The sequence below is a fragment of the Gammaproteobacteria bacterium genome (assembly GCA_029882975.1).
Classification (GTDB): Bacteria; Pseudomonadota; Gammaproteobacteria; order SZUA-152; family SZUA-152; genus JAJDNG01.
In genome coordinates, this window is sequence record JAOUJW010000014.1 from 51,048 (window position 1) to 64,956 (window position 13,909).

At 46.3% G+C, this 13,909-nt stretch carries 14 protein-coding genes; 5 read left to right on the forward strand and 9 right to left on the reverse strand.

Features of this window, described 5'->3' with window-relative positions; translation table 11 throughout:
- Positions 1-139 precede the first annotated feature (139 nt).
- The 4 genes from OEY58_11845 to OEY58_11860 all read left to right on the forward strand — a co-directional run bounded on the left by OEY58_11845 (position 140) and on the right by OEY58_11860 (position 3,849).
- A complete protein-coding gene (locus OEY58_11845; protein MDH5326145.1) occupies positions 140-757 on the forward strand; it encodes a DsrE family protein in 618 nt (205 codons plus the stop codon).
- A gap of 299 nt (positions 758-1,056) precedes the next feature.
- A complete protein-coding gene (locus tag OEY58_11850) occupies positions 1,057-1,968 on the forward strand; it encodes an OmpA family protein (protein ID MDH5326146.1) in 912 nt (303 codons plus the stop codon).
- A gap of 126 nt (positions 1,969-2,094) precedes the next feature.
- A complete protein-coding gene (locus OEY58_11855; GenBank protein MDH5326147.1) occupies positions 2,095-2,259 on the forward strand; it encodes a hypothetical protein in 165 nt (54 codons plus the stop codon).
- A gap of 393 nt (positions 2,260-2,652) precedes the next feature.
- Complete coding sequence (locus tag OEY58_11860; protein ID MDH5326148.1) at positions 2,653-3,849, forward strand: cation:proton antiporter; 1,197 nt, start codon at positions 2,653-2,655, stop codon at positions 3,847-3,849.
- A gap of 81 nt (positions 3,850-3,930) precedes the next feature.
- Here OEY58_11860 and OEY58_11865 read toward each other — a convergent pair whose 3' ends face one another.
- From OEY58_11865 to OEY58_11875, 3 genes are all read right to left on the reverse strand, one after another.
- Positions 3,931-4,218 (reverse strand): type II toxin-antitoxin system RelE/ParE family toxin, encoded by a 288-nt coding sequence (locus OEY58_11865; protein ID MDH5326149.1) that lies wholly within the window; start codon positions 4,216-4,218, stop codon positions 3,931-3,933.
- Complete coding sequence (locus OEY58_11870; protein MDH5326150.1) at positions 4,215-4,454, reverse strand: type II toxin-antitoxin system ParD family antitoxin; 240 nt, start codon at positions 4,452-4,454, stop codon at positions 4,215-4,217. Before OEY58_11870 ends, OEY58_11865 begins: the two co-directional genes overlap by 4 nt.
- Before the next feature lie 625 nt (positions 4,455-5,079).
- A complete protein-coding gene (locus tag OEY58_11875; GenBank protein ID MDH5326151.1) occupies positions 5,080-5,886 on the reverse strand; it encodes a DUF6502 family protein in 807 nt (268 codons plus the stop codon).
- A gap of 134 nt (positions 5,887-6,020) precedes the next feature.
- On the opposite strand from OEY58_11875, the gene OEY58_11880 reads away from it, so the two are divergent.
- Positions 6,021-7,460: a hypothetical protein gene (locus OEY58_11880; protein ID MDH5326152.1), complete on the forward strand. Its 1,440-nt coding sequence runs from the start codon at positions 6,021-6,023 to the stop codon at positions 7,458-7,460.
- Positions 7,461-7,588: 128 nt separating this feature from the next.
- Here OEY58_11880 and OEY58_11885 read toward each other — a convergent pair whose 3' ends face one another.
- From OEY58_11885 to OEY58_11910, 6 genes are all read right to left on the reverse strand, one after another.
- Positions 7,589-8,842, reverse strand: a complete 1,254-nt coding sequence (locus OEY58_11885) for a TIGR02270 family protein (GenBank protein MDH5326153.1) — start codon at positions 8,840-8,842, stop codon at positions 7,589-7,591.
- Positions 8,843-8,952: 110 nt separating this feature from the next.
- Complete coding sequence (locus tag OEY58_11890) at positions 8,953-10,434, reverse strand: class I SAM-dependent methyltransferase (protein ID MDH5326154.1); 1,482 nt, start codon at positions 10,432-10,434, stop codon at positions 8,953-8,955.
- Positions 10,435-10,437: 3 nt separating this feature from the next.
- A complete protein-coding gene (locus tag OEY58_11895) occupies positions 10,438-11,112 on the reverse strand; it encodes a hypothetical protein (protein ID MDH5326155.1) in 675 nt (224 codons plus the stop codon).
- On the reverse strand, positions 11,112-11,849 hold the full coding sequence (locus tag OEY58_11900; protein ID MDH5326156.1) for a DUF4150 domain-containing protein: 738 nt from the start codon (positions 11,847-11,849) through the stop codon (positions 11,112-11,114). The genes OEY58_11895 and OEY58_11900 overlap by 1 nt, the downstream gene beginning before the upstream one ends.
- Entirely contained in the window at positions 11,849-12,907 is a 1,059-nt protein-coding gene (locus OEY58_11905) for a hypothetical protein (GenBank protein MDH5326157.1), read from the reverse strand. The genes OEY58_11900 and OEY58_11905 overlap by 1 nt, the downstream gene beginning before the upstream one ends.
- Complete coding sequence (locus OEY58_11910; protein ID MDH5326158.1) at positions 12,904-13,908, reverse strand: DUF2169 domain-containing protein; 1,005 nt, start codon at positions 13,906-13,908, stop codon at positions 12,904-12,906. Before OEY58_11910 ends, OEY58_11905 begins: the two co-directional genes overlap by 4 nt.
- Position 13,909 lies beyond the last annotated feature (1 nt).

Genomic DNA, 13,909 nt, shown 5'->3' on the forward strand with positions numbered 1-13,909 from the left:
TGGATACTATGTTGTCCTCTCATAAAGCAGAGTTTATTGTTAACAACTGCGTGTTTCATTGCAGGTGCCGCACACGGCGTTAGACAGAGTCCAAGTTAGATCCCATAAGTAGAAGAAGTAACATAACAGGAGTAGTTGAATGAAGTTTGACAGTAATAGTCGGAAATTATTAAAGCGCGCGCTGTTGATTAGTGCGCTGGGGGTAGCCGGTAACGTAAGTGCCGATGACGATAAAAACCGTGTTGGGGTGTATTTGGATAATTGTGCCAACCTGCCATTGGTCAGTTCAATTATCTCCGGCAACCCTAATACTAACGTATGTGTGGATGCGCCGGTTGCGCTGGAAAAAGCCAATGTTGTTTTTGATTTGAACTCCGATGCTGTAGATTCCAAAGGTCGACATACGGGACTGCGCCACATGTGGATGGTGGCTACGTCGATTAAAGCGCGCTTGAATGCAGGGTTGATGGATCCTGAGGACATAAACATTATTGGTGTCTTGCACGGTTCGGGCATTAACCTTGTGTTGGGAGATACCAACAGTCCCATTACCAAGGATTTAGTGGAAAAGATATTCGCCATGAAAAATGTCGGCGTTAATATCAATTTGGAAGTTTGTGGCGTAACCATGCATGGCAGAGGTTTGAGCAACGCCGACCTGTACAACAGTGACAATGGTATGGTGCATGTTAACCAAGGTGCAATTGGGCGTATCATCAATTTGCAGCAAAAGAAGTTTGTACTTATTAAAGAATAATTTCGAAACGATCAAAGGGCCGGTTCTTGGCCCTTTTTTAGTTGTCCTTTCAGTTTCTCTGATTACCGTCTTTTAAATTACCAGGTTTACCAACCAATAGTCGTCTTTCGAATCCCGGTTTGGGGAAAGGAATTGAAGCGAATGACGGTCTACCCGTAATGCAATGAAATCTTGGAGGGCCACAGTATCTTGGATGGTGTGCGATTGGTTTGCGATAAATGATCGATTTTACGAGAAACTCAAACGAAACCATTAAGGGTTTATACTTAACCTATCTAGCCTATCCAAGGAGAACGCTTATGGGGAATGCAGGCTTGGGTCCCATTGGACATGGTTCAAATTGCCCTGAAATCGACTCACAAACCTTGTCGTTGACGCTGAACATTTCTCCGGGTGCGCTGGGGCTATGCGATAGTGATAATCGTTTGGGTTCAGCGAACGTTGCGACCCCCGTTCTGGTGGAAAACCAGCTGGGGATGATGGCGGTCTTTTATTTTGCTAACAACAGTTTTGTGTTGAACCGATACAATGACAATGCCTTGAAACGGTTACACCAAAAATTGATAGCGATAAAAGACGATATTCTGACAATTAGAGTGGATGGCCATGCGTCGTCGGAGGGAAAGTCCGTCCAAAATCAAAAATTGAGTAAAAATAGGGCGTATATGGTTTCGAGTCTATTGGGTCTGGAATCGCTTAGGTTAAATGTGGAGACGCACTACTACGGTTCCAGCAAGCCCGCAGAGGACGAAACGGGGAAAAGGGTAGAGCTGGAGGATAAGCGCATAAAAAACCGTCGGGTAGAGGTGTTCGTGTTTCGCTTGTCAGAGGTGGTGAAAAAACCGGCGACTATTAATCTCTTTCCGCGTGAAGTTTTCGATCAATTGCCGGATACGGCGTTGATGCAGTATATGCTGAGCTTGCCTTCAGTGTCCGATTTTAAAACCGATATCGTCGCTGAAAAATACCTGTATAGATTATTTGATGAACTGTATGATCCCGGGCTGGGAAAACTGGATAAGGCGCTGATGCGATCCAAAGTGGGGGATGTTTTGAAGTTTTTTGGTGTAGACAACCTCAACGGGCCGGTTCGGGGTGCAGTACTGAATCAACTGTATAGTATAGGTGACCAATCCAATTTGGATCCCAAAGCAAAAGAAGCATTGAAAGCTATTATTGAGTCGTTGTCTAAAACTAACTTCGGGCGCTGACAATTCTGAAATGTGCTCTCGGCGTGTCGGTGGCTCTGAGATAAAAGCTCAATTCTTGCCTATAATCTTTCGAAAGATAAACCGAACGGGTTATCAAATCCCCTTCTACTGAATCATAAGAAACCTATGAAAATCGAATTAATTTTTTACCTGTTCAGCGCCTTGTTCGCCAGTTTGGCAGTCGTGGATCATATAAGAAAAGGGGGAGGCATGACGCCGGCGCGTAAAACCTGGATCATTATCGCTGCTGTTTTTGGCTTGATGGCGGTCATTAATACGTTGATGTTCTGAGTATGGTGGGTGCCCAAGGTCCCTGGGTCCAAGGTACAGCTGCAATCCATCTCTTTGGCATTTCGGAAAAACAAGCCATCGGCAGACTGATGAAGAATAGCATCCGGCAAACGCTCTCAAAATACACACACAATATTATGGACTCAAGGTTGCGGGAACGAACCGTGCGGTTAGGAATTCGTTGTAGCAAATCTGACGTCTTTGCTTTGTTATATCGGCCTTTGTCCGCAAATGGCCTTAGGGAAAAAACCGAGGTCCTGACAGATTAATCTGTCCTCGGTTGCTAATTTACAAGGCACAACGTTCGATATAACTTATAGTGCAGGACAAATACTAAAAGTAAATCCCATTTTGGATTTATGCAGCAACGCACCACAGCGCTAAAGGCCGGCAATGGAAACACACGACTATTTTCTGTCTTTATTGATTATTCTGCTGACGGCAAGAATTTTCGCCGAACTGGCCGCCCGTTGGCACTCCCCGCCGGTAATCGGTGAGTTACTGGCGGGTGTTGTGCTGGGCCCCAGTCTGCTTGGTTGGATAGAGCCGATGGAGGCCATAAAATTAATGGCTGAAATCGGTATTATCCTGCTGCTATTCGAGGTGGGATTAAAAACCGATGTAAAGCGTCTGGTACGGACTGGCGTGAAATCTGTGGTTGTCGCTTTGTGCGGTTTTGTCCTGCCTTTGGCGCTTGGATTCGCACTGGCTTATTGGATATTCGGGCTGCCGTTACTGGTATCCCTGTTTATAGGAGGAACCCTCACTGCCACCAGCATCGGTATTACCGTGAGAGTACTGTCCGATTTAAACCGGCAACAATCACCGGAAGGTCAAATAGTATTAGGGGCGGCGGTTCTGGATGATGTTCTGGGCGTGGTGTTACTGGCCCTTTTGTATGAGTTCTCCATTGGCGGTGGAATCAGCCTGCTCAATGCCGGTAAAGTATTAGTCTTCGTTGTTGCTTTTTTTCTCGTAGCCCCCATTGCGGCAAAAATAATTTCCTTGATTATTAAGCGCATTGATGCCAGCCACCATCTACCCGGTTTACTGCCGACGACTATTGTATCTTTGGTTCTGTTTTTCGCCTGGTTGGCCCATGCACTGGGCGCTCCCGAGCTGCTGGGCGGTTTTGCCGCAGGCCTGGCCCTGTCTCGACGTTTCTTTTTGCCCTTAGGTATAGCGTTTCGCACCGATGAGCGGTTTGCCCATCGCATAGAAGACCGAATGAAACCCATAGTGCAACTGTTTACGCCAATTTTTTTCGTCTATGTTGGTGTGTCGCTAAACTTGCATCAAATTGACTGGAGTTCCGTTTTTATCTGGGGCTTTTCCATATCATTATTGGTTGTCGCCATTATGGGTAAACTGATTGGCGCCTTGCTAATACAAGAACCCTGGAGTACCCGGACAATCATAGGGTTGGCAATGGTCCCTCGCGGCGAAGTAGGATTAATATTCGCCGAACTGGGGCGGGCCAGTAATATATTCAGTAATGAAATCTATGCAGGTATGGTTATCGTCATTGCCCTAACTACGTTGCTGCCACCGTTTGTTATGAAATGGTTTTATGGGTCACTAGAAAAATAGAAGAGTCGAATTACCGGATATGCTGATTACTTTGGATGCACAACTGTCCTGGCCTCTGTTTTATGCCAACGAATCTGGGCCCTATAGGTGGATGTTTACGTCTATGTGCTTGTGGAGGATTCTGGCAATTATAAGTTGGTTTTTATCTGTCAATTTGTAAAAAATTATATGGCTACCCTGCGGAAATTTTCTGTACCCAGGAGAAATGTAATCGCAGCTAACACCTGCTGAGGGGCTTTCTGCTAATGAATGAAAGGTCAGGTCAAATTGTTTCAGGTAAATATTTCGCTGTTGTTTCCCCCAAACTTTTTCTGTGTATTTAGCTATTCTCAGGTCTGATTTTGCTTTATTCGATAATAGAAAAATCATTGATTTTCATCGTCGAGTTGAGCGATAAACTCATCGTAGGAGTAGTCGGCAATACCGCTATCTTCCCCTTCTTTTAAAAGTTGTCGCAAAGTTTCCAGCTTGGCTTCGTTGTCTTCCAGCAGCCTTAAACCGGCGCGGATCACTTCGCTCGCTGAGCCATACCGACCGCTATCTAATTGTTTTGCAACAAATTCATCGAAATGATCGCCAAGGGAAATACTTGTATTTTTGGGCATGATAGTCTCGCCGGTTACCAAATATTAATATATTTTGGTATATGCCTGCCTATTCGTCAACAATCCATTTTAAAACTGTCCGATGGAAATGAATGAAGTGAAAGTATTATGAAGCAAGCGACTTGACCCCTAGGTCGTGACCCCTAGGTCCTTCCTTTTGGTATATGCCTGCCTATTCGTCAACAATCCATTTTAAAACTGTCCGATGGAAATGAATGAAGTGAAAGTATTATGAAGCAAGCGACTTGACCCCTAGGTTCTCTTGACCCCTAGGTTCTAGGTCTGTTTTGACCCCTAGGTCTGAAGCAAGCGACTTGACCCCTAGGCTAGGTCGTTCGCAGTGTGGTGCACTTCCAGATTGAATGTGGCTGTTTACTGTTCTCAATGGCTTTTATTGTACGAATCATTTTTCGTTTCTATGCCAAGGGCGGGTAATTGGAGACGCCTTAGTCAATCTCGAGGTTTTGCTTTTTCCTGCACGATTGAGTGGTTTCCGTACAGTCTTTTTGATGGCCAGTGCCGGTAATTCCACCTTCTTGATCGGTATTGGACACGGAAGCGCAAGCGGATATCAGCAGACAGGTTAATACCGCGATTGTGGCAAACAAATTACGGTAGGTACATTTCATTTGTTATGTTTCCCTTCAAAATAGTAAATGCCAATACCTATTCGGGCATAGCGTTTATGTTTGGATGCGTTTGATTTGGGGATGGCGTATTTAGCAAGCAGGTTGTCCACTGATTCCAGATATTGCTGATTCCTTTCACTGAGAACGTGTTTCAGTGTCTCCAGGTCTGCTTCCGGGATAAAGTTGTAACTGACTTTTCTTTGGAAGCGAGGAGAGTCAATCTGTTTTAAATTGTGATCTATGGTGTCAATGAGGTCGGACACATCGCTGCCCAAGATGGTTAGTCTTTCAATTTCGTTGTTGTTGGCAATATAAGCTCGGTTGTTTAAGTGGATTAACCCGGTGGCAGTGGTTGATATGGCGTCCACACGGATGAGCTCGTCAGCAATGGTTCTTGCCGTGATATCACCACTATAGCTCTTAACCAGTGAACTAAAGCTGGTGTCTCCCTCAAAAGGTAGATCGGCAGGGCTGTTGTCTTTGTTCAGGTAAGCCTTGTCGCGCATCCAGGCGCTGATCACGCGTGCGGCACGGTTGATTTTGCTGGTATCCAAAGAGTCGCTTGGGGGTAGATTTTCCAGGCGTGCCACTTCTTTGCGTGACAAGCCGGTGAGCGTGGATATGCGTGAAGAGGTTTGTTTTCGTCCGGCAATGGCGAACTCTGTTTTAGCGACTTCGAAATAGGATTTTTTTGCAAGTTCTGAAAACGCGGAATAGGTAATACCGAAGCGCAGTAATAATTTAACTAAAGGGTTAAGGATATGTTGTAGCGCTTTGAGTGCGTTGCTAGCGGCATCAGCCATTATTAGGTTCCAGGTGGTTTATGAGATGCTACACATTGTAACCGAAATGGGCTTGTTTTCCCATAATTATGGGACTATACTCCCATTTATAAATGGGAAGAAGTTCCCATATTTGGCTGGAATTGGAGGTAAATATGCGTATTAACAATGGGTTACTGAGAAAGTTGCGAGATTTCAAGTTTCTGGGTTGGGTTTTTGTGTACCAAGGTTTTCTTGGTGGCTGCAGTACAGGTTCCATGCAGGTGGTTCAGCAAAGCCTGGAGCAGGATCGCATGGTTCCTGCGGCTGTAGTCGCACAGGAAGATTTTCTCAATCAATACAGCCATCCTTTACCGAGTCCCAAGCAATTATTGGATGTGGACCTGACATTGGAGCGTACCTCTGTGATGGCCGAAGGAGACCAAGTGTTTCTTCAGGTTGGCGTAGTTACCAAGCCTGCCGAGCTGCAATCGTTGGATTTACATATACTTGTGTTTAATCCGGATCACACGCCGCAAAATCAGCTGAAGCAAATGTACAATGTCATCCAAGCTGCGGTAGCCAATAAGCTACCGCAAGGATCCAGTCTCACGGTAGACAGCTTCCGCCCTATGGCGAAACTAACGCAAACGCAAACGCAAACGCAAACGCAAACGCAAACGCAAACGCAATTAATTGAAGGGCACAGTACCGGTTCACTGGTAGCTTTCGTCAAGCAATATGCGCGTCTACCGGAAAAGAGAGTGAAACAACACTATATCCTTATGCTGGGTGATATGAGTGAATCACAGGAGCAACTGCAAAACGTCGTGGATCTAGCCTCTGTGCTTCGGGTTAAAGGTGCCGGAATGTCTGTTTTTTCCGTCGCGGAAAAACCGGAGGTCAGTTTTGCCAGTCAATTGGCTGCCAATGGCAAGGGGCAGGCATCGTTCTTGACGGAAACATTCAATTACCAGGCTTGGTTACAAGAAGAGATATACCGCATCAGTGCCGGCGACATTACTGATATTCAGGTGCACATCCAAACCAAATTCGGTGCAACTGTGGCGGAAATAACGTCTCCCTATGCGCCCGTCCAAGCAACAACAGAGTATGTACATACAATAGAGAACATGGTGCAGGGCGAGCAGTTTATTATTATGGCCCGGATCAATACGCCGGTCTACGATGCCACAACCTATAACGAAATAGTTGCCGTAGAAGTGCAATATTTCGACTCGCGCAAGCGTTCGTACGGGAAAATTCGCAAAACCGCTCAAGTGGACTATGTGCTGGACCGCAATCGTGTATTTGACCGAAACTGGTTGGTGGAAAGGTCACTGTTGATACTGGAAACTCAGAAAACGCTCGCGGAACTGGAGCCGTTAATTTGGCAAAAACGATACTACAAAGCCGTTGCCAAACTCAATGAGCACGCTGGGAACCTGTCACGCTACCTTCAAAAGCATAAAGATGATCAGCTGCAACGAGACGTAAGTATCTTGAATGCATACTCTGAACGTTTGTATGATTTCTCCGAGAAAGCGTTTCAGTCTTTCCGAATTTGGAAAGACCTGTCCTGGGACAAAAATCGTTTAACGGACGAGTATCTTTGAGCTGGGTTATAGAGAGGCCGGCTTTTTGCGGTCGAATCTATTGAAAAACAAGCCTGACCTTTAAGGTCTCCACCATACCCTGATCCTATTTTATGGTCGAAGTGACGCAATGAGTGATTGTCGCCACACTAAACGCCAAGAGATTTCTTCTGGCGTTTGCCTGGGGCTCGCACATTGAATACGGGTTCTTTGGGATTACGGATTGCAAGCTCTAACGCGGCGGCGGCTCGCTGGCGCTGGTTGCCGGTTTTTAAAATGTTGCGGCAATGTGGTTCCGTTATTGGGCTACCGGCTAGATAGCGCGTTCCTTCGATAAAGTTGGATTTATTCGCTTTCCACCAGAGACTGACCAGTGCAGGCTCCGGCCAAGGCAGGTCTTCATCCGGGTCCATGGCAACGTTTGGGTCTTTGGGGTCTTCGGTAGGGCCGGTTTCCAGTCCTTCGGGCCAATCGGCTTCAAAATTGTGTTCTTCCAGGTCAACTCCGGTAATCATGCTGAAGGCTTCGCCGGCAACTCTTGCCACTTCCTGGTCCGCCATTTGTTTGATAATCCAAGGGATGTACATTGGGTCGCCAATAATCCCGGCGCCGATAAGCAGGTGACGCAAGGTATCCGGGAACTGAGACAGAGACTGTAACCAACTCTGTGCGGTGGGTACATCCAATGCTCTAAGAGACAATTGCAGGGTGCGCTCAAAATGCGGTGAATCCATCACGAAAAACGGCAATAGATTGTTTATTAAAGATAAGTTACCCAGGAGTATGGATGACCAAGCCGACCAAAACCGGTTAGCCTCGTTGTCGCAATGAAAAAATTCTTCCAGGTCGGGTTTTAGGTCCTGGCGCTTTAGTTCGCCAACGGCTCGAATAGCGCGTGCTTGGATCAAAGGATACGGATCATGTATGGCCTGGTTCAGAATTTCTCCTGGGTCGGCTCGGTGCACAGCGTACGCGGCGATGCTCAAATAGCGGTAAGGGTCCGCGTTTGCGTTTGCCATGCTGTGGAGCATGGATTCGATTTTTTTAAAAGGAATCCATCCTAGAGCCGACACCAGTGCTTTAAGGTTTTCCAGAGTATGTGCGCCTTTGGAAATGACGTAATCGATTTGATCGCCTTTGCCACTTTCAAAAGCCAAAAGCGCTGCCTGAAATACTTCACCGGGTTCCTCTTTTTCCAGAGCCTGAAGGCACATTTCCCAAGCGGGGCTTCCGGCAATTCGTATACCGCCGAGAGCGGCATCCACCCGCTGGTCCAATTTCGCTAGATCGTCCAGGTTGCAGTGGGGTTCGTTTACGGCAGAAGCGCGAAGCAGCCACAGAAACGCGCAGTCATCCACATACTGATTAATAATAGCGGGAATGATCGGTGTTTCTTTTTTCATGGTGTCAGCGTTTTACTAAATTGTCCCCATTATACTTCGATACGGGTTTCTTATAGTAATCTCGGGGGATCGAGAGTTTTTCAATATCTGCTCCATTTGCAGTATCCGCACTACGAATCGTTTTTACAGCTTTCCAGTAAACCCCAGCGCGTCAAAATGTCCACCGTTTGATCGACTGAGCCAATCTTAAAGTCTGCCTGTATTTCTTTGCTGGTTACGGTTCCGTCCAGGGTCCTAGCTATTTCCAGCATGTGGCTATCCAACTGCAGGGGAAGGTGGTAGGGGGTGGTCAACGGTCTGCCGCAGTCGAGTTCGTAGCGGGCCAGGGCGTGGAGTTTTGGCTTTGAAGGAGCCAGCGTATACTGTGGCGGTTCCCAAAGGCGTAAATCCACCACGCCGGACTCAAATAAAATCTTCAGCTCCTCTAATAATTGCGATCGCGCGTCGTGCTCGACCTCGTAGTCATGGGCATTGAGGAGTTTGCAGGCTTCGCTAAATAGTCGATCCAACTTCATACCAAAAGGCCATTGGGCTGAAAGCAACAGTACAGCGGATTTGGTAATTGCTGCGTCCAAAGTGATCTCTTGCTCCTGTTGTCCCAGGAAAGGTTGCACCAAGCCATGGGTGAGGTCTATTGGATCGTTTGTGGGTCGTAAGCAGGTGGCAATATAAACTCTACCCATCAAGGTGTCGCGATCAACGGGTGACTTTAGTGCATCTTTGCGGCACAAAATAGACGCGTGAAAAAAACGTCCGCAAAGTAAATCGGCTCTTTCTTCCTGTTCCACTTGGGAGAGATTTTGTTTGGCAAGCGATTGTTTTAGGGATCGCGGTATCTGGCCCTCTGGGCGGCAAAATTGTGCGTCGGCAACATAATCTAATCCGTATTTATTTGCTTGTTCGACGAATTCGCTTAGCCAAAAGCCGTCGTTGTATTCTGTTAGGTATTCGTGGAAAACATAATACTCTTCTGATTGGATAACATGTTCCAGTTCTGTAGCTAATAGTTCTCCATGTGCGTAGTTTCTGGGAAGGTCGTTTTTTAGCTTTGAGGCTAGTTCTTTGGCTATTTTGGCCTTGCTTTTAATGGAGGTATTCTTGGTTTCTGGAAACGTTAGGAAAATGTCCCTTATAAGTCTTCGAGTAGTCCACCCAGGTTGAGCATTGTAAGAGATATAAGCCAACCCGTCAGAGGCTAGAGTGTCCTGGCAGAATCTTAGAACCGCTTCTTTTGTCTTATTCGGGACCCAAGAAAAAAGTCCATGTGCAATGATGTAATCGTTTTCGGTAGATTCAGAAGGTTTCAGATTGCATATGTCTCTGAGCAAAAAATTGATGTTCTTCAATCCAAGTAGGCTCGCCGAGTAACGCGCATCCGCTATCGCTCGTTTGGATAAATCGATTCCTGTGAAATTACTATTTGGATGATAGAAGGCCAAAGCCAAAAGGTTTGCTCCATTTCCACACCCAAGTTCTGATATGTGGATCTTCTTTTGGAATTGTTGGATGTGGGTATTCTTATTTGCGCATAATGCTAAATGTATGGGAAGTGAGTTAGGTATGATCTTGCTCTGATAATATGCTGTATGCACAGTCTAAGCACTTACTGCGGCTGGGTTAAGGATATCAATATCTTCATTAAACAGCTCGTTGAATAATAGCTGAACGAGCGTAAAATCTTCCCGGTCCTCACCTATACATAGTTCTTTATTTGTAATGTTTCTAGGAAGGCGTATGCTTAACGACTCTTGATGAATCGGATGAAATCCACTTCCTTTAAAATATAATTCACATGCCAAGATCACAGGCAAGAAATCATTTAACCGATCGTTCGCTGGAGTGCATTCTATCCAGTTTTGATTAGATTTATCAATTTCCCACTTTTCGATTGCCATCAAGTACACTGGGGATATTACGCTTATTTCCACTACTAACACCCAAATCGGTTTTCCCAACTTATTAAGTAATTCTATATCGTTGCCGGTAAATACTGCTCCCTCAGTAAGCAAAATCTTAATTTCTGCGGACCATTTTCCTTCCTCGAAACCTATTATGTCGTTGTATTTGTAATCAAGGCTTGCGATTTCACTTTCGAGAAACTCTCTAAAAGGCGTTAGTATTTGATCGCATCGTTCACGCAATTGTGTTTGTATCGATTCTACTTCGTCATTTGGAGTGGTGGGGCGCAATAGAGGTTTGAGGCGTTGCCGAATGTCATTGTATAAATGTTCGTTATCGATTCCATCGACTATGTTCGAATCTTGTTTCATTAGTGCCTACCTCGTCTTTGACTCGATTTGAGTTTGTCAATTTTATCAGAAGCTTGTTTTGTAAGTTTGATTACGACCTTTGAGCTTTTATCATTTTGACCCGCGAGTTCGCATAATGTCTTATCGAAGTCATCTGAGGTTACATCTTTTTGTTTTCGAAAAGTGCCTAAGCCTTCTTTTATTAGTTCCGAAGGTTTTTTGTCACCTTTTTCATTGAGATTTCCTAAGTTTTTATGATGTTGGCCACACTTCGAACATTTGGGAGGTTCTTTTTTTTCTGCTTCAGTTTCGGTTGCGCTTGTTTCTGGATCTTGAATATCTCCCATCATAGTTGCTGAATTGGCTGGAGTGCCACTACCCCCACCATTGTTTGTCATTATATCTGCCAATAGGTGTACATTTTTCCCTTCAAACTTTACGTCCATTGAGCCTGGGCTTATAAATTTGCAAGGTCCATGCGTGTTTGCGGATACTAGGCCACCACCCGTCCCTTTGCTGGCCATATCCCCTATGCTTTTGAAGCTTGCACCTTTCACCGCCACCGTCTTTTTTTCGACTTTGACTTTCTTTGTGTATCCTTTTGGGCTATCGCCGGACTTTCCAATATTGGGAAGAGGTGCGGGTACAAATGGTGCCGGTGGGCCTGGCATTTTGCACACATTGGGTAATGTAGCAGTTGCTATGCCGTTGCTGCCTTTAGTAACGGGAGTTTTTGGAGGGTTGACGCCAACACTCATTATGCGGCTTCCTCAAGGGGTAAGTTTAATAATGTGGCGGCTCGTGTTCCTGCTTCGGAACTGTTCCAAATCAAGTAATGGTTTCCCTTTGCGCTTGATTGTAAGCCTGCAACCACCGCCAAAATAACAAATAAGGGGGCGGATGCTGCGCCCATGTCTCCCCAGCAACTGGCTGGGATTTCATAATCCGTTGGGTCGACGAAAGACTCTGCCAGTCTTAAAAGGGTGAAGCCCCATTCTTCGCCTCGATAGCGTTCTCCGTTTATGTCGCAGATGATGCCCTCTACCATAGCGTTTATGGAATTCAATGTTGACACGGTGTTTCTAATGGATTCTGTCAGGCCGTCTCCGGTGCAGACTGAGTCGGTTTTAATCAAGTTCTGTTCTATGGCAATGCTGGGGTATTGGATGGTTGCCAATGAATTTAGGTTGAGGCGTTTTACAACGGACTCTGGAGCTATGGCAAACGCACCTGCGCCTTCCCCTGGAAAGAACGCGCCCCGGTGGTAGGAAGTAGCCAGTTGCTTGTTGTCGTCCAGCCATCCCAGTGTGTCTATGTTGATATAACTATCCACGCCTGCGACGATGCAAACATGCGCTTTCCCGGAATGGAGTTCATCACAGGCTTTTTGTAGTGCGCACAAGCCTGCTGCGTGTCCCTTACTGACCGGTTTGATTTTTTCCAGCGTAAACGCATAGTCTTCCTGCGCCAGCGCCAGGCAAACGGCTTGCGCATTTTCTGGGTTCCAGCCCGGTCTGGGTTCTGGTAAACCTAAATAAACCGGAACGCTTTGTACTTTTGCTTGTATGGGTTCCAATTGTTCAAACAATTCGTCCAAGGCGGATTTGGCCAGCTGTTTGAAGCGTTCCAGGTTGGGTAAGTCCGGTTCGAGGATATGGTCTTGGGCCAGTAGTACCGGTTCTCCAATTCTGTCAACGATAAAGGGATGTTCTTCAAATCTGGTGATGTTAGCGCTCACGGCAGCGCAGCTCGATGCGGCGTCCAGGCCCAGCGGCGTGCGGGCTCCATAGGCGATGATGTGAATCGGTTCACTCATTGGATGGAACCTGTTTGAGTGATAACGGTTTTGTCCAGGTAGTCGCCATCATTTCCGACCTGTAGGCTGGTTTGCCACACCATAATCAGTCGTGGCCCTTCTGATTCTATTACAACGGAAACCAGTTGGGAGTGATGGAGTTTGCACTGGGCACCAAAATAAGTCTCAAACTGGAAAGAATGCTTGGGTAGGGTGAAATTCATGCGGTTGTTGGGCGTTAAGTTAACCAGCTCAACCTGTTCCCCTCCCGCCAGGTAGCCCTGGGTTTGTTGGTCCGATGGCGCACACATCAAAAATCTGGGATCGTAATCTAAGGGTAATAACGGTTTTCTCGTTTTAGTCCAATTATCATCGTAGGTTCCGGCGTATTGGTTTCGCGGCGACCAAAAGCCGGCGATGGCACCAAATCCTGCGGGATTGCCTTTACCCAAGTCTTGGTTCATTGCTTCTATATTGGGTGCCGGGGTGCCTATGATGTTATTTGGGTGATAAGCGAAACCTGAGCCTATTGGATTTCTAAAATCAATTCGGTGGTTTGACGGGTTCGGATCTTTTTGATCAAAGCCACCGTAGGCGCTTTCATAAACGATGGGCATTGATATAAACGGTTCCGGGTCTGAGCGCTGTATTCGTCCGCCAAACGCGCCGTCCCAGTAGCGTTTTCCGGTAACTTTCAGTACTTTTTGGAAATTGTTGATTTTGAAGGCGACGCCTAATTCGGTGCAAGGTTTTTCGTTGGGCGCATAGGCAACGGCGTTAAGGTAAATATCCGTACCCGGTTTCATGGCGACCATGTCGGCTTCATAGCGGATGCTGGACTCACCGTCATCACCTATGTATTCAGCGGCATGCAGAGGCTCCATGGGTTCCTCGGATAGGCTTAGGGTACCGTTATTGTCGATGTCATAGGTTGCTTTCACGATGACGATCCAATGATGCACACCGTTTTTGTCTCGAACCCAGGTTCTTTCCGCTTCGAAGGGTGTTTGATTATCCAACATC

Coding starts and splice junctions, on each gene's coding strand:
- OEY58_11845 (MDH5326145.1), top strand. CDS start 140: ATGAAGTTTGACAGTAATAGTCGGAAATTATTAAAGCGCGCGCTGTTG.
- OEY58_11850 (MDH5326146.1), top strand. CDS start 1,057: ATGGGGAATGCAGGCTTGGGTCCCATTGGACATGGTTCAAATTGCCCT.
- OEY58_11855 (MDH5326147.1), top strand. CDS start 2,095: ATGAAAATCGAATTAATTTTTTACCTGTTCAGCGCCTTGTTCGCCAGT.
- OEY58_11860 (MDH5326148.1), top strand. CDS start 2,653: ATGGAAACACACGACTATTTTCTGTCTTTATTGATTATTCTGCTGACG.
- OEY58_11865 (MDH5326149.1), bottom strand. CDS start 4,218: ATGATTTTTCTATTATCGAATAAAGCAAAATCAGACCTGAGAATAGCT.
- OEY58_11870 (MDH5326150.1), bottom strand. CDS start 4,454: ATGCCCAAAAATACAAGTATTTCCCTTGGCGATCATTTCGATGAATTT.
- OEY58_11875 (MDH5326151.1), bottom strand. CDS start 5,886: ATGGCTGATGCCGCTAGCAACGCACTCAAAGCGCTACAACATATCCTT.
- OEY58_11880 (MDH5326152.1), top strand. CDS start 6,021: ATGCGTATTAACAATGGGTTACTGAGAAAGTTGCGAGATTTCAAGTTT.
- OEY58_11885 (MDH5326153.1), bottom strand. CDS start 8,842: ATGAAAAAAGAAACACCGATCATTCCCGCTATTATTAATCAGTATGTG.
- OEY58_11895 (MDH5326155.1), bottom strand. CDS start 11,112: ATGAAACAAGATTCGAACATAGTCGATGGAATCGATAACGAACATTTA.
- OEY58_11900 (MDH5326156.1), bottom strand. CDS start 11,849: ATGAGTGTTGGCGTCAACCCTCCAAAAACTCCCGTTACTAAAGGCAGC.
- OEY58_11905 (MDH5326157.1), bottom strand. CDS start 12,907: ATGAGTGAACCGATTCACATCATCGCCTATGGAGCCCGCACGCCGCTG.
- OEY58_11910 (MDH5326158.1), bottom strand. CDS start 13,908: ATGTTGGATAATCAAACACCCTTCGAAGCGGAAAGAACCTGGGTTCGA.